This is a genomic window from Roseateles sp. P5_B10, assembly GCF_056400485.1.
In genome coordinates this window covers 1-15,703 of the sequence record NZ_JBFULE010000061.1, presented here as the reverse complement: position 1 = coordinate 15,703, position 15,703 = coordinate 1, and the positions used below count along the sequence as shown (strand labels likewise).

Annotated in this window: 11 protein-coding genes; 7 read left to right on the top strand and 4 right to left on the bottom strand. The window is 65.1% G+C overall.

Going from position 1 to position 15,703, the window contains the following annotated elements; all coding sequences use genetic code 11:
* The 3 genes from cobA to AC1DU6_RS06710 form a co-directional block, all read left to right on the top strand.
* Positions 1 to 686, top strand: a 686-nt coding sequence (cobA, locus tag AC1DU6_RS06720) for a uroporphyrinogen-III C-methyltransferase (RefSeq protein ID WP_477856390.1), incomplete at its 5' end; no start/stop codon positions are given.
* A gap of 217 nt (positions 687 to 903) precedes the next feature.
* On the top strand, positions 904 to 3,576 hold the full coding sequence (locus AC1DU6_RS06715; RefSeq protein WP_477856389.1) for a glycoside hydrolase family 3 N-terminal domain-containing protein: 2,673 nt from the start codon (positions 904 to 906) through the stop codon (positions 3,574 to 3,576).
* 5 nt (positions 3,577 to 3,581) lie between these two features.
* Positions 3,582 to 6,458, top strand: a complete 2,877-nt coding sequence (locus tag AC1DU6_RS06710) for a glycoside hydrolase family 31 protein (RefSeq protein WP_477856388.1) — start codon at positions 3,582 to 3,584, stop codon at positions 6,456 to 6,458.
* 128 nt (positions 6,459 to 6,586) lie between these two features.
* Here the strand turns inward: AC1DU6_RS06710 and AC1DU6_RS06705 are convergent, their stop codons facing one another.
* On the bottom strand, positions 6,587 to 7,276 hold the full coding sequence (locus tag AC1DU6_RS06705; protein ID WP_457389988.1) for a glutathione S-transferase: 690 nt from the start codon (positions 7,274 to 7,276) through the stop codon (positions 6,587 to 6,589).
* 223 nt (positions 7,277 to 7,499) lie between these two features.
* Here AC1DU6_RS06705 and AC1DU6_RS06700 point away from each other — a divergent pair, with 223 nt between their 5' ends.
* Positions 7,500 to 7,982 (top strand): GreA/GreB family elongation factor, encoded by a 483-nt coding sequence (locus AC1DU6_RS06700; protein ID WP_457389989.1) that lies wholly within the window; start codon positions 7,500 to 7,502, stop codon positions 7,980 to 7,982.
* Between the two features lie 209 nt (positions 7,983 to 8,191).
* Here AC1DU6_RS06700 and AC1DU6_RS06695 read toward each other — a convergent pair whose 3' ends face one another.
* On the bottom strand, positions 8,192 to 9,742 hold the full coding sequence (locus AC1DU6_RS06695) for a methyl-accepting chemotaxis protein (RefSeq protein ID WP_477856387.1): 1,551 nt from the start codon (positions 9,740 to 9,742) through the stop codon (positions 8,192 to 8,194).
* 118 nt (positions 9,743 to 9,860) lie between these two features.
* Here AC1DU6_RS06695 and AC1DU6_RS06690 point away from each other — a divergent pair, with 118 nt between their 5' ends.
* Complete coding sequence (locus AC1DU6_RS06690; protein WP_457319709.1) at positions 9,861 to 10,625, top strand: type III pantothenate kinase; 765 nt, start codon at positions 9,861 to 9,863, stop codon at positions 10,623 to 10,625.
* A gap of 312 nt (positions 10,626 to 10,937) precedes the next feature.
* Here AC1DU6_RS06690 and AC1DU6_RS06685 read toward each other — a convergent pair whose 3' ends face one another.
* Positions 10,938 to 11,621: a phosphatase PAP2 family protein gene (locus AC1DU6_RS06685; protein ID WP_457319707.1), complete on the bottom strand. Its 684-nt coding sequence runs from the start codon at positions 11,619 to 11,621 to the stop codon at positions 10,938 to 10,940.
* A gap of 463 nt (positions 11,622 to 12,084) precedes the next feature.
* On the opposite strand from AC1DU6_RS06685, the gene AC1DU6_RS06680 reads away from it, so the two are divergent.
* Both AC1DU6_RS06680 and AC1DU6_RS06675 read left to right on the top strand, forming a co-directional pair.
* On the top strand, positions 12,085 to 13,011 hold the full coding sequence (locus AC1DU6_RS06680) for an ABC transporter substrate binding protein (RefSeq protein WP_457319706.1): 927 nt from the start codon (positions 12,085 to 12,087) through the stop codon (positions 13,009 to 13,011).
* A 20-nt stretch (positions 13,012 to 13,031) separates the two neighbouring features.
* Positions 13,032 to 15,347 (top strand): hybrid sensor histidine kinase/response regulator, encoded by a 2,316-nt coding sequence (locus AC1DU6_RS06675; protein WP_457319704.1) that lies wholly within the window; start codon positions 13,032 to 13,034, stop codon positions 15,345 to 15,347.
* On the opposite strand, the gene AC1DU6_RS06670 is transcribed toward AC1DU6_RS06675, so the two are convergent.
* On the bottom strand, positions 15,293 to 15,703 hold a 411-nt coding region (locus AC1DU6_RS06670; protein WP_477856386.1), incomplete at its 5' end, for a response regulator transcription factor. The two genes, AC1DU6_RS06675 and AC1DU6_RS06670, sit on opposite strands and share 55 nt — an antisense overlap.

Below are 15,703 nucleotides of genomic sequence, written 5' to 3'. Positions count from 1 at the left end.
CCTTGAAACGTATCGAGGCGGCCGATGTCGTCCTCGCCGACGACCTCATCGACCCACGCGTGCTGGCCCTTGTGAAGGGCCGACTGCTACGCGTCGGCAAGCGCGGCGGCTGCATCAGTACCGACCAGCACTTCATCCACGCGCTGATGATTCGCGAGGCCCGCGCCGGCCACCGCGTCGTGCGCCTCAAGGGCGGTGACCCCTTCGTCTTCGGTCGTGGCGGCGAGGAGGTCGACGCGCTGCGCGAGGCCGGCCTCGACGTCGAAGTGGTCAGCGGCCTGACCAGCGGTATCGCCGGCCCCGCCGCCGTCGGCATCCCGGTGACGGACCGTCGCGCCTCGCCCGGCGTCATCCTCGTCACCGGCCACCCCGGCGAAGGACGTGCCGAGCCCGACTGGGCAGCCCTGGCCCGCACGGGCCTGACCCTGGTCATCTATATGGGTGTGGCCCGCGCGGCCGACATCACGGCCAAGTTGCTGGGTGCCGGTCTGCGCCCGGATCTGCCGGCCGCCATCGTCAGCGCGGCGCACACGGCACAACAGCGCCACGCGGTGACGACGCTGGCCGAGCTGCCCGACTGCATCGAGCGCGAGGGGTTGAAGAGCCCGGCTTTATTGGTGATCGGCGAGGTGGCTGCGCATGCGGCGCTCGATGCGGTGCAGCATGGCCAACGCAAGGTCGGCTGAGGAGCCCGCTCGGCACTGATCCCGACCGCGGCGAGAGCAGCTCCAGGCTGAACGCTGCCACCCAGATTTCGCGACCTGATGGTCGCTGTCGGCGGCAACGGTCATTGAACGGGTTGCCGACTGAGCGACTGCCGGACCACCGGGACCGGCCATTCACCGACGCTCGCGCTTGAGACGACCGTGACCCGGGGCGCCGGGTGGGTCAACGACAGCTATCGTGGTCGACGAGCTGGCGGAACCGACCCGAACCGGAGTTCGCACCAGGCCCGTTGAGGGCCGTAAAGCTGGCATTCAACGTTCGCGGTTAGCGGGCGGCGCAGCCGTCCAAGACGTGGATGTGACACTGCGGCCGCAAGCGTGCTTAGGCATCGCGCGCCGACTGGCGGGTTGCAATACTCTGCCCCGCGCGGGTGAGCCCCCTTTCCCGCCAGTGCCTGCCGCCATGCGCCGCCATGCGTTAGGGTGCGCGCCCAGACTGAACCGCCTACGAAGGAGACCCATGAGTACTGCCGGTGTGACACGTCGCAATTTTGTCCAAGGTGTCGGTGCCGTCGGGCTTGCCACGGCAGGCCATGCGGTGGCGGCTCAGTCCGATCAGCCGCTCTACAAGCAGGCGTCCGCAGGCGTGGCGGTGCGCGTCAAGGACCTGCTTTCCCGCATGACGCTGGAGGAGAAGGTGGCCCAGACCATGTGCATCTGGATCGGCAAGAACCGCGTGCAGAACGAACGCGGCGACTTCGACGCGGCGCAGGCCGCGCAGGCGCTGCCGCACGGCTTGGGCATGCTGGCCCGCCCGAGTGACCGCAAGGGCGTGGACAACACCAACGCCGGCGCAGATGCCAATATGGCCAACCGCACGGCGGCCGAGACGGCGGCCTATGTCAATGCCGCCCAGGCCTGGGCCGTGCAACGCACGCGGCTGGGCATTCCGCTGTTCATGCACGAGGAAAGCCTGCATGGCTACGCTGCGCGCGACGCGACCTGCTTCCCGCAGGCGATCGGCCTGGCGTCCTCCTTCGACCCGGCGCTGATCGAGCGGATCTATTCGGTCTGCGCGCGGGAGATGCGGGCGCGGGGTGCCAACCTCGCCTTGGCGCCGGTCGTCGATGTCTGCCGCGATCCGCGCTGGGGGCGTGTCGAGGAAACCTTGGGCGAAGACCCCTACCTGACGGGCGTGCTGGGCAAGGCGGCCGTCATTGGCTTCTCCGGCACAGAGCGCAAGCTGGCGCCGGCCAAGGTGATGGCGACGCTCAAGCACATGACCGGCCATGGCCAGCCCGAGCGCGGCATCAACACCGCGCCGGCGCAGATCTCCGAGCGGGTGCTGCGCGAAGTCTTCTTCCCGCCGTTCGAGAAGATCATCCGCGAGACGCCCATCGCGGCCGTCATGCCGTCGTACAACGAGATCGACGGCATCCCTTCACATGCCAGCCCGTGGCTGCTGAAGACCATCCTGCGCGGCGAATGGGGCTTCAAGGGCCTGACGGTCTCGGACTACTTCGCGATCGGGGATCTGGTGTCGCGCCACCGGCTGGTGCCTGACATGAAGGAGGCGGCTTATCGCGCCTTCACCGCCGGAGTCGACATAGAAACGCCGGACGAGGGTGGCTTCCCCCAACTTGTCGGCCTTGTGAAGACCGGCCGCATCAAGGAGGCCGAGATCGACGTGGTCGTGCGTCGCATCCTGGAGCTGAAGTTCCTCGCCGGACTGTTCGAAGACCCCTACGTCGACGCCGGCAAGGCGGACGGCCTGACCGCCACACCGGACGCGGTGGCCCTGGCGCGCGAAGCGGCGGTGCGGTCGGTCGTGCTGCTGAAGAACGACGGGGTGCTGCCGCTCGACGGCAAAGAGGTCGGCAAGCTGCTGCTGCTGGGCACGCATGCCAAGGACACGCCCATCGGCGGCTACTCCGACATTCCCCGCCATGTGGTGTCCATCCACGACGCACTGGCCAGCGAAGCGAAGTCGCAGGGCTTCGCCTTCGAGTACCGGGAAGCCGTGCGCTTGACCGAGAAGCGCGAGTGGACGGAAGACGAAGTGCGTTTCATCGCCCCGGCGGTCAATGCCCGCCTGATCGCGGAGGCCGTCGAGGCGGCCAAGGCGGCAGACACGATCGTGATGGTGCTGGGCGACAACGAACAGACCACCCGCGAGGCGTGGTCGGACACCCATYTGGGCGACCGCGACTCGCTGGAACTGATCGGCCAGCAGAACGACCTGGCGGCCGCCATCTTCGCGTTGAACAAGCCGACGGTCGTCTTCCTCCTCAACGGCAAACCGCTGGCGATCAACCTGCTGCAGGCCAAGGCCAGCGCCATCATCGAAGGCTGGTACCTCGGCCAGGAAACCGGCCACGCGGTGGCCGACATCCTGTTCGGCCGCGCCAACCCGGGCGGCAAGCTGCCGATCAGCTTCCCCCGCAACGTGGGGCAACTGCCCGTGTACTACAACGCCAAGCCAACGGCCAGCCGCGGCTACCTCGGCGCTGATAACACACCGCTCTATCCCTTCGGTTTCGGTCTCAGCTACACGACGTTCACCCTGTCGGAGCCGCGCCTGTCCAAGGCAACCATCGGGTCGGCGGACAGCGTGACGGTCTCGGTGGACGTCACCAATACCGGCAAGCGCGCGGGCGACGAGGTGGTGCAGCTGTACATCCGCGACGACATTTCTTCAGTGACCCGGCCCGTCAAGGAACTCAAGGGCTTCGCGCGGGTCACGCTAGCTCCGGGCGAGAAGCGGACCGTCACCCTCACGATCACGCCAGCAGAACTCCAGTTCTACGGCATGGACATGAAGCGCGTCGTCGAGCCCGGCAGCTTCACCATCATGGCCGGCCCCAACAGCGTCGACCTGAAGACCACCACGTTGACGGTTGCTGCGGCCTGAACGACATGACGCCATCACTCTCGCTTTCCGTGCTCGCCACGACGTTGCTGGCGACGACGGCTTCCTTCGCCGGCACCTACCAGCAAACGCCCACGGGCGTGGTGGTGAAGCCCGATATGGGCAGCGTGAAGGAGCTTCGCCTCAACGCCATCACCGAATCAATCATCCAGGTCATCGGCGTCGATGATCCGGCGCGTCCGCAACTCGAGTCGCTGATGGCCGTTGCGAAACCAAGCGGGCGCTTCACCGTGAAGGCCGGCCCCGACGCGGTGACGCTCGATGCAGGCAAGGCGTCGGCGCAGGTGTCGCTGAAGGACGGCCGGGTCACCTTCCTTGACGCCAAGGGTGTCGCCGTGCTGACGACTGAGCGGGCCGACCTCCAGCCGGTCATGGTCGAGGGCCGGTCGTTTGTGGCGCCTTCCGCTCAGTTCAACCGGAGCACGACCGAGGCGTTCTACGGCCTGGGGCAGCACCAGAACGCGCAGATGGACTTGAACGGCGAGGATGTCGAGCTGCGCCAGCACAACATGGACATCGCCATCCCGTTCGTCGTGTCCGACAGGAACTACGGCGTGCTCTGGGACAACGCCTCCATCACGCGCTTCGGCAACCCGCAGCGCTTCGGGCTGGCCAGCCGTGACCTGAAGCTCACCGCGCTGGACGGCTCCAGCGGCCTGACCGCGAAGTACTACGTCGACGATCAACTCGTCCTGACCCGCGTGGAGCCCGACATCCGCTATCAGTTCCTCAGCGATGTCCGCAACTACTGGCCCACGGACGCCGCGCTGAGCAAGGCCGCCACCCGCGGCAGGAAGGTCAGGGTCGTCTGGGAGGGCACGGCCACTTCCGACAAGCCGGGGCTGCACAAGATGCGCCTGTTCGCTTCGGACTACGTGACGCTGAAGGTCGACGGCAAGACCCTCTTCGACCATGGCATCTGGCGCGCGAATTGGAACGGCTGGTACAACAATTTCGAGCAGCCGTTCAGCCCAGGCAAGCCGGTCAGCCTGCATGTCGAATGGCGGCCGACGAGCGGTCTCATCTCGCTGCACCACTCCGACCCCGAGCCGGCCGCCGACAGGCATTCGCTGCGCTTTGCGTCCGAAGCCGGCACCGGCCTGAGCTACTACTTCATCGGCGCCGATTCCATCCAGGGCGTCATCCGCGGCTACCACCAGGTCACCGGCATCCCGCCGATGATGCCGAAATGGGCCTACGGCTTCTGGCAGTCCCGCCAGCGCTACCGCACCCAGGCCGAGTTGCTCGGCGTGCTCAAGACCTACCGCGCCAACCGCTGGCCCATCGACAACATCGTGCAGGACTGGTTCTACTGGCCGGAGGACCAGTGGGGCAGCCATGCCTTCGATGCGGCACGCTTCCCCGATCCCAAGGGCATGGTCGATGAAGTGCATCGCCAGCACGCCAGGATCATGATTTCGATCTGGGGCAAGTTCTATCCCAACACCGCCAACTACAAGGAACTGGACGCGAAGGGCTATATGTGGCGCCGCAATGTCGAACTGGGCATGAAGGATTGGGTCGGCGCGGGCCATCTCAACAGCCACTTTTCGCCCTACAACCAGGAAGCGCGGGACATCTTCTACCGCCAGATGAAGAAGCCCCTGGTCGACCTCGGCTTCGATGCCTGGTGGATGGACAACACCGAACCCGACGTGCGCTCCAACGCCAGCCCGGAAGAACTCGCCGAACTGATCACGCCGACGCAGATGGGGCCGGGTGCGCTGGTGACCAACGCCTACTCCACCATGAGCACCCAGGCCGTTCACGACGGCCTGCAGCGGGACCGCCCGGACGTGCGCCATTTCATCCTGACCCGCTCCGGCTTCGCGGGCGTGCAGCGAAACGCGGCGGCCGTGTGGTCGGGGGATGTCGTCGGCACCTGGGACAACCTGTACAAGCAGATCTCGGCAGGAGTGCAGACCGGGTTTTCAGGCGTGCCCAACTGGACGCACGACATCGGCGGCTATTCCCAGGAAGCCCGGTTCCAGGACAAGTCGGTCGCGGGGCTTCAGGAGAACCGCGTGGCAGGCGGCGTGCGTACCGCCGAAGACCTGAAGGAGTGGCAGGAGCTGAATCAGCGCTGGTGGCAGTTCGGCACCTTGTCACCCTTGATGCGCAGCCACGGCGAAGGCGTGAAGCGCGAGATCCACGAGATCTCGCCCGAGGGGTCCGCCATGCGGGCCAACTTGGTGTGGTTCCTGGAGCTGCGCTACCGATTGATGCCCTATATCTACACGGCCGCCGCTGACAGCCACTACGAGGGCGCACCCATCATGCGCGGCCTGGCACTCGACTTCCCGGCAGACGCCACGGCCAAGAAGATCGCCGACCAATACCTGTTCGGCAAATCGATGCTGGTGGCGCCGGTGACGCGGTATGGCGCGACGTCCCGCACGGTCTACTTCCCTGGCACGTCGACCTGGTACGACATCTGGACGGGTGAGACGGTCAAGGGGGGCCAGACGCGAACTGTGGCCGCCCCGCTGGACCAGATACCTCTCTTCGTCAAGGCGGGCGCCATCGTGCCGATGGGGCCCGCCACGCAATATGTGGACGAGAAGCCCGACGCGCCGTTGACCATCCACGTCTATACCGGTGCCGATGGAAGCTACAGCCTCTACGAAGACGACGGCATCTCAAACTCGTACCAGGCCGGCCAGTACACGCGCATCCCGTTTGTCTATGACGACAAGCGCGCCGAAGTCACCATCGGGCCGCGCTCCGGGGGCTATGCGGGCATGGTGACGAAGAGAACCTTCAACATCCGCTTCCTCAAGCCCGGCGACCGCACCGTCGACTTCGATGCGCCTGCTATTCCCGTGACCTATTCAGGAGACCGTATCGTCATCAAGGCGCTGTAAGGGCACCGTCGGCGAATGGGAACACGGCAGAAGGCGCCGCGTCACGGCTTGAACAGATCGACGCGATTTGTGATGAGGCCAACGATGCCGAGCGGCGACCGATCGCTTGATCGACGGCCAAGCAAGCGTTAGAGCGACGGAAAGCGAATCGCACCTTCCGCGGGTAACTTGTACATGCACGCAACGAATAGCGGGCTGACGAGCCAGCCGTTCAGCCAGGAACATACCGATGGCAGGTTCAGCGTTGCAAACCATCCCGGCTCCACCGAGGCGAACTGGCGGACGAAGGGCAACACTGCCAAGTCGGTGGCGCATGGCGTGGCGCCGCCCAGGCAGGGCGCGCTTTGCAGCCGTGCCTCTAGCGGTCGCAGAAGCACATCCAGCGCCCTGTCGCGGTGTGCGTCTGGCGTGAGGGTCTCACTCGCGTAGCGCTGGGGGTACTTCCAGCGGTCCAGGTGATGCTTGAAGTCGCCGTCGTTTCGCTGTACCAGGTCAAGGTTCGCAGGCGACTGCGCCCGCGCCCACCAGCCCTGCGCATCGGGCGCAGCCAGTGCCCAGCGCATGATGTCCCAACTCTCCTCGATCACGCTGCCATCGGGCAACTGCAGCACTGGTACCGTAGCCTTGGGCGATAGGGCCAGCAAGCTTGCTGGCTTGTCGCGCAAGCTGACCTCCACCGCCTCGAAGGCCCGCCCGGCCTGCAGCAGTGCCATCCGTGCTCGCATGGCGTAGGGGCAGCGGCGAAAGGTGTAGAGCCGCGGCAACTGTGGACCTGGGGTGGTGAGTGGTGCGTGCGGTGTCAGGGTCGATGCGTGCATGGGTGAGGTCTGTGCAGCTACGCACGTCGATCTGGATCGCAGCCCCAGGTCACTGGAGGCAGGGTGGCCAATGGTCGCACCGCGGGGCCTCGCCAGCGGCCCGTGACCAGCATCATTCGACCAAGGCCGAAGTGTGGCTGCAGTCAACAGAAGCCTCGAAAGCTGGTGGAGCCCTTCACAATCACGATCCGCGCCCGCTTGTTCGAGATGTCTACCTTTCATCATGGATAAATTCTTGCTGCAGCAGCAGGTGTTGGAACGGCTCGCCGAAGACCTGCTGCAAGCCGAACAGGCAGCGCGGGCGGCCCATGAAACGGCAACTCACGAAGAAAATATCGCCGAGAACAAATACGACACGTTGGGTCTGGAAGCGGCCTACCTGGCCACCGGCCAAGCTCGTCGCGCCGAAGCCATCCGCCAGGCGATGGCCAATTGGCGCCAATTCCGCCCGCGCCCCTACGACGCCAGCAAAGGCATACAGCTCGGCGCGCTGGTTTGCCTGGTCGATGCCGACGACAAGCAGCAACAGCTCTTTCTCGGCCCGGCTGGGGGCAGCATGAAGTTGGTCAGCGGCGCTCAGACCATTCAGGTCATCAGCAGCGAATCCCCGTTGGGCAAGGCCATGCTGGGCAAATGTGAGGGTGACGAGGTGTCGATACAGGCGGCTCTGATCCGACAGCGGTTTGAGGTGCTGCGGGTTCATTGAGCCGCAAGCAAGTTCACGGCGGCTTGATCAGAAATCAATCGCCCCAACCCCTTCAGGAAGCTCCGCACAACTCCTGGCGCGTTCGGGCTCTCGGCCTCGCGCACATCAATTCACTTCGGTGGCACTGACTGCAAGGCTTGTCAGAGGTTGCCGTCATCGGCTCACCCGTCGACGCGGCAGCAGCGACGCCCGCTTGCCGGCAGTCCCGGTCAGCTCAGCTTGAAGCTGCTCACCAGCCCCGCCAGCCGCACGGCCTGTTCCTTCAGCGACTGAGCCGCCGCGGCGGACTCTTCCACCAGCGCTGCGTTCTGCTGCGTCATCTGGTCCAGCTCCGTCACGGTGCCGTTGACCTGGCGCAGCCCCTGGCTCTGCTCGACGGCGGCGGCGCTGATCTCGCCAATGATGTCGGTCACACGCTGCACGGAGCCGACGATGTCGGTCATGGTCGTGCCGGCGTCGTTGACGAGATGCGTGCCGGCTTCGACGCGCTCGACGCTGGCGCCGATCAGCGCCTTGATCTCGCGGGCCGCTTCCGCAGAGCGCTGGGCCAGCGAGCGCACCTCGCCGGCGACGACCGCGAAGCCGCGGCCCTGCTCGCCCGCGCGGGCCGCCTCCACCGCGGCGTTCAGCGCCAGGATGTTGGTCTGGAAGGCAATGCCGTCGATGGTGCCGATGATGTCGGCGATCTTGCGGCTGGCGTTGTTGATCTCACCCATGGTGCTGACGACGCGCGACACGACCTCGCCACCGCGGCCGGCCGTCTCGGCCGCCGCGCCGGCGAGCTGCTTGGCCGTCATGGCCGAGTCGGCGCTCTGACTGACGGTACCGGTCAACTGCGTCATCGAGCTGGAGGCCTGCTGAAGGTTGGACGCCGTCTGCTCGGTGCGCTGCGACAGGTCCATATTGCCGCTGGCCACCTCGCTGGAGGCGACCTGGATGCTCTCGGCCGATTCGCGCACCTGGCCGACGATCTCGGACAGCGACTTCTGCATGGCGGCCAGGGCCTGCATCATCTCGGCGGACTCGTCCGTGCCGCTGGCCTCGGGAGCACGCGACAGGTCACCGCCGGCCATGCGTTCGGCAAAGCGCTTGGCTGCCACCAGCGGGCCGATGATGGAGCGCGAGATCAGCACGGCCAGCGCGCCGCCCACGATGACGCAGACGACGAAGGCGACGATGAAGCCGACGAAGACGTTGCCCACCAGCTTGTCCACCGTCGCAAAGATGTCATCGCCGCGCTTCTTCAGGTCGGCCTCGATGTTGTTGAGCATGGACAGCGCCGGCTCATAGGCGACGTCCRCAGCCTTCATCTCCTCGAAGGCCGATTGGGCGTCGGCGAAACCATCTGCGCTGATCTTGTCGGCCACCGGCTTGACGGCCTTGCGGTAGTCGGCCATCAGCACACGGAACTTCGCCAGCGCCTCGCGACCCTTGTCTTCGGTCGTCATCTTGCCGAAGTCGTCCATCGCCTTGTCCAGGCCCGCCTGGGCGCCATCCCACTCCTTGCGGGCCCGCGCCATGCCTTCCTTGTTGAAGATGGAGGCCACCAGCGTCGATGTGGCCGTCTTGCTCTGCAACAGGTGGCCGCGGGCCGCAACGGTGATGTTGGACGTCGGGATGAGCTTCTGCGTGATGCCCTGGATGGCCTTCTGCGACTCGTTCAGGCCAAAGCCACCGACGGCCACCAGCAGCGCCGTCATCGCCAGGATGATGGCGAAGGCCAGCCAGAGGCGGGCTTGGATACGCAGGCGTCGCAGCATGGCGGTTCTCCTCGTGGGAAAGGGCGATCAGAAATAGCCGCTGATTGAAGCAGAAACCCGCACGGGCAGATACAAATGCGCTGGTAGGCTCGCGGCATCGTTCACGGCACAGCCCACCATGAGCTTTTTGGCCATCGACATCGGCAACACCCGGCTCAAGTGGGCCGTCTATGAAGACGGCGCCGAACCTGGCAGCCCGCCGACGCAGCACGGTGCCGTTTTCCTGGAGAACATCGACCGCCTCGCGGACGAGGCTTGGCAAGCCCTGGCCCCGCCGTCACGCATTCTGGGCAGCAACGTGGCCGGCGACGCGGTGCGCCGCCGTGTCGAGGAGCAGATGGAGCACTGGGACCTGGTGCCCCGCTGGGTCGTGCCCGCCGCCGAGGCGGCCGGTGTGAGAAACGGCTACGACCACCCGACGCGCCTGGGCGCCGACCGCTGGGTGGCCGTCATTGGCGCCCATGCGCACGCCAAGAAGCGCGGCTTCGAAGGCCCGGTGCTGGTGGTCATGGTGGGTACGGCGGTGACGGTGGACGCGCTGTCCACCGACGGCGAGTTCCTGGGCGGCCTCATCCTGCCCGGCCACGGCATCATGCTGCGCGCGCTGGAAGGCGGCACCGCCGGCCTGCGTGTGCCGACGGGCGAGGTGCGCGACTTCCCGACCAACACCAGCGACGCGCTGACGACGGGCGGCACCTTCGCCATCACCGGCGCCATCGAACGCATGTTCCGGCTGTTGGCCAAGCGCGAGGGTTGTGAGCCTCTGCTGCTGATGACGGGCGGCGCTGGCTGGAAGGTGGCCCCGGCGCTTGACGCGCCTCATGAGCTCATCGAAGGGTTGATCTTCGATGGGTTGCTGGCGATCGATTCGGCGCGGACTTGAGCCGCTCCACAAACTCGCGCGCCGAGCGCACGTCCGGGCGCTGGTAGAGCTTGCGGGTGTGGTCGACGACGGTGCTGGGCGCAATGTTCAGGCGCTGCGCGACCTCGGCCTGAGCCTGTCCTCGCAGCAGCCGCACCAAGGCGGGCCTAGTCACTGGGCAGCTCGCAGCCCTGCAGCAGGCGCTCGTTACCCAGCTCGCGCGGTTCGGAGCAGCGCAGCTCCACATAGGTCCAGCTCGGTGCCGCACCGTCGACCGCGTCCAGGCGCCGAGTGCTGAACTCGAAGCGGCCTCAGGGGCTGTCGATCAGGCGCTCACGGCCATTCAGCAGCAGCCAATTTGGCGGCATGACAAAAACTGGGCGACTGAAACAGCATGTCGACCACTTGGCTCGCAAGCAGCTTTCCAGCTTGGCTGTCACTCGGATAGTGCAATCCCGCCACTTCACGATTTCGCGCGATGTCTGCGGCGGCCGCCATCAATCGATCCGTCAAGCTCGGAAACAGTTGGGCGTAGAAATAAGCCAGCGCGTGAGCCTGCATCGAATGCCCACTCGGATAAGCTGGGTGAGCCGGATAGAAGTCGTCACCTTTCGGGAACATGCAGTTGAGGTCCTCGCAGCAAATGGCAGGGCGCCCGCGTGCAAACTTGCGCTTGAAGTAGAAGAGCGGAGCTCCCAAGTTGCACCATAACGTGACCAAGACTGCCTCAGTTTCCGGATGGCTAGCCAGCGGCCCCAAGACACGTTGAACGTCGCGCCATACGGCAGTGGCCTGCGCTCGAATCTGAGAATCCCTTGCCGGGCGTTCTTGTCGCAGCAGGCGCAAGTAAGCGCATTCAGCATGGCGCCGTGAAACTGGCGGGGGTGGCAACGCAATGCGAGCGCGCCAATCCGTCGCAAGGTCGGGCGCCGCAGCATTTGCGGCCTTGAGCAACTCTGGAGCCCATTCCTCGTCGGAAAAGGCGGCGCAATCAGGGCTGTTATCGCAAGTATGCATACCGCCTCCTAGATAGGTAGTCCTGCAACGGCCTGAATTAGATGTAGGGAATCTGCGTCTTTCGCCCAGTCCGGATTCTTACTTAGCCAATCTTCAGCATCTTTTGGCGTATCGACCCCCGGGGAAAAGGCAACATGCCTCCCCTGACTCACTTGAACGGACAAAGCCGTAGACACGCTCGCGAGCTTCGGCGGGCGATCAGCCGACTTCACCTCGATGGCTGATGCCTCGAGGGGTGTCTTGCTAGTGACCTTGACCCAGTAGTGAGATGCAAGGCGGACGAGTACAGCAGAACTCATGTGATAGCTCCTTCAAGTTGGTCAGAGAACGGGTGGACTAAGGAGTCAGGGGCGCCATTCGATGGTCATGTGACTCACAAGTTCCAACACAAGGCTAACAACTGGCAACATTCAGCGCTATGGCCACTAGGGTTAATGCTTTGGTTCTACCCCGCCGGCACCTGTTGGCTTTGCCTCTCGCCGCTTGTTCGCCGCCGACCACGTCGAACCTCGTCATCTTTATCGGTGACGGCTCCGCAGAGCTTTTCGAACCCTGGCAGAAATTTCGGCAGGCATGGGCCGAACAGCAGAGTTCAGACGCGATGCCAGCGCGGCTTGCCTACCTAGCGACGCCGCAGCAAGACCTGGCAGCAAAACGAGCCTTGATTGTTAAAGCAGCGTGGCAAAGTGCCGCCGTACTGGTGGCGCCTACCGGCAACTCGGCCTTGATGGCGGCAGCTGCCGGTCGTGGGTCGGTGGTGTTCGCCAGCTTCATCGATCCGATACGCGCGGGTTTGGCACGCTCTGATCGGCTACCCGGGGGACGGGTTACGGGGATTTCGTTGGCCGACTGGCTGGACGCCAAACGCCTGCAACTCCTGCGCGATGCGTTTCCGACGATCCGACGTGTTGGCGTACTAGCGGATCCCTCATGGGCCGAGCACTACGACGGGGAGGCGAGGGTGCTACGCGATGCGGCCGCCTTACAACTGCACGCCACGATGTACTACGGCACGGTCGCCTCCGATATTGACCGGCTGATGAGAAGCCCTACCGCCGCTGCGCAGGATGCGTGGCTGGTGCTTCCAACCAATCTGGCTTACATCGGTGAGGTGCAAATCGCTGCGCACCTGAAACGCCTAGGCGTGCCGGGCATGTTCAGCACCGAGCGAGAGGTGCGGCGAGGTGGCGCGCTCGCATATGTGGCGGATGCCAGCTTCGTCTACCCCAAACTGGCCGAGCTAGCGGCGCGGGTAGTGCAAGGTGAAGATCCCGGCCGCATCCCCATCGAACGGCCGCGCCGTTATTGGCTATTGGCACGGGCCGATGCGAGCTTTCGAGGAGAGCCCATTAGCCTCAGACTACTACGCCGCGCAAATCGCGTCGTCTGACTCGGGCTGTTTGCCAACTCATGCCCACCCGCACGTTCAATCCTGGCTCGCTGGCCCGCCGATATTTGACGTCGCTGGGAATGGTCACGCTTGCGCTGCTGACAGCAGCGACGGCAACGGAAATGTTGTTTGGCTACCTAGAAGCCCGAGAGCACATTGCGCAATTGCAGCGACTACAGGCGACAGCTGCTACCCGAGAGATCGAGCAATATTTGCGCAGCCTTGAAGGCGGGATGAGGGACGCCAGCAAATTCCCTTGGGGGCAACCGCGTTTTGGCGTCGAGGAGCGACGCGACGAATGGCATCGTCTGATGGTGCTACTGCCTGCTGTTCAAGAGCTGCAACTGCTAGATGCTGAGGGAATGGTGCAGCTCAGCATCTCGCGCGCCGCGCCAGACCGGCTTGCGCCGGGGAACCGGTTACCCGAACCAGACCTGCTCACAGGACTACGGGAGGGCGCCTCTCGCTATGGTCACGCCTTCTATTCCGACAGCGGAGATCCCCTTGTACGGCTGGCACTTGCTGATCCCCAGCCGGGCGGAGCGGTCGCGGTGGCCACGATCAATTTGCGCTTTCTGGCCGACGTGGTTTCGGGTCTGCACGTAGGCAAGGCCGGRCGCACCTATCTTGTTGACGCGGCCCATCGCTTGATCGCACACCCTCAACCGAGCGAGGTACTGCGTCAACGCGATCTGAGCAACTTTGAGCCCATGAGGCTTGCAAAAGCAGTGTCGATTTCGACCGATCTCAATGCCGTGGACACGACTGACCTGACAGGGCAGGCCGTCATCGTTAGTAGTGCCCGGCTGCACGAACCAGACTGGTGGCTGTTCGTCGAGCAACCACGCAGCGAAGCGTTGCTTCCAGTGCTGGCCGCGCTGCGGCGCTCAGCGGTCTTACTTGCCTTTGGCGCCCTACTCGCTTTGGTAGTCAGCGCCATTTCTGCACGCCGCATGGCTGCTCCCATCGTTGCGCTTCGACAGGCGACCGCTCGCATCGCGGGGGGCGATCTTGTCTCTGCACTGAACCCTGGCACAGAAAAACAGCCCGATGAGATCAGCGCTTTGGCCCATGACTTCAATCGCATGGTCGACCAGTTGCGCGAGTCCTACGCCAGCCTAGAAGCCAAAGTCGCCGAGCGCACCGCCGAGTTGTCCGACGCCCGCGACGTCCTCTCCGCGCGCGCCGAGCAACTCACCCAGCTCAAGGACGAAGCCGAGCGCGCCAACGCCGCCAAGACGCGCTTCCTCGCCGCCGCCAGCCACGATTTGCGCCAACCCATGCATTCGATCAGCCTGCTGCTGGGCGTGCTGCAGGCACGCCTGTCCAGCTCCGAGCATCTGGCTCTGGCCGACAAGATCCAGTCCTCGGTTGCAACGATGGAGAACCTGTTCGGCAATCTGCTGGACATCTCCAAGCTCGATGCCGGCACGGTGCAGGCCCACATCGAGGATGTGAACCTGGCCTGGCTGTTGCGTGGGCTGGAACAGATCTGGGCCCCGCAGGCGGCCGAGAAGGGCCTGAAGCTGCGCGTGCGACCCTGTGACGTCGTCGTGAAGGGCGACGCCGCGCTGCTGGCGCGCATCGCCGGCAATCTGGTGGCCAACGCCATCCGCTATACGCGAGAAGGCGGCGTGCTGGTAGCCTGTCGGCGTCGCGGCGCCAGGGTGGAACTGGAGGTCTGGGACAGCGGGCCCGGCATCGAGCCCCGCTACCAGGAAGCCATCTTCGAAGAGTTCTTCCGCATCGAGGCGCCCGGCACGGGCCAGGAGAAAGGCCTGGGGCTGGGTCTGTCCATCGTGCAGCGCAGCGCCCACATCCTGGGCTACCGGCTCAGCGTGCACAGCCGTGTCGGCAAAGGCTCGGTGTTCCGCGTCGAAATGCCGCTGGCCGGACCCGCCACGCGGTCCGCGAAGGTCTCGCCAAGGCTTGCGGCCAGCCAACAAGCGCTCGAGGGTCGTTTCATCGTCGTCGTCGATGACGAAGAAACGAATGCTCAGGCCCTGGTCGACGCCCTGCTCGCGCTGCGCTGCCACGTCGTTGCAGCGGCCTCCTGCGAGGACATGTTGGCCCAGCTGCAGCAGCACCTGCGTGTGCCGGACCTCATCGTCACCGACTACCAGCTCGGCGCCGGGCGCGATGGTTTCGAGGTCATCGCGCGGCTGCGCCAACACTATGACGAAGACATTGGCGCCGTCATCGTGACGGCCAACACGGAAGCCGCCCTGCAGCCGCAAGCTCAAGCCTGCGGCGCTCGACTGCTGCACAAACCGATCGGGCTTCAGCGGTTGCTGGAAGCCATGAGGGAATCATTGGCATCAACGGCAGAGCCTTGAGCCGGCACCGGCTCTTCGAAGCACAGTCCCATGCGACTCGCAGCCAGTACGGCCTGGGTGCGCGTCGTCACGTTCAATGCCCGCAGCACGCACGAGGTGTGCGCCTTGACGGTACTGAGCGACAGGTTCAGCTGCCGACCGATCAGTTTGGCCGGTTTGCCCTGCAGCAGCAGATGCAGCACGTCGGCCTGGCGCGGTGTCAGGCCCAGCTCGACGGGGCGCCGCCCCTGCGCAGGCGGTGCCAGCGGTGCAGGCATGGTGGGAGTCAGCGCCCGGCCGCCGAGGAACACCGACGACGGCAGGTAGATGCCCTTGGCAAGGATGAGGCGCAGCGCACCCAGCATGACCTGCGACGT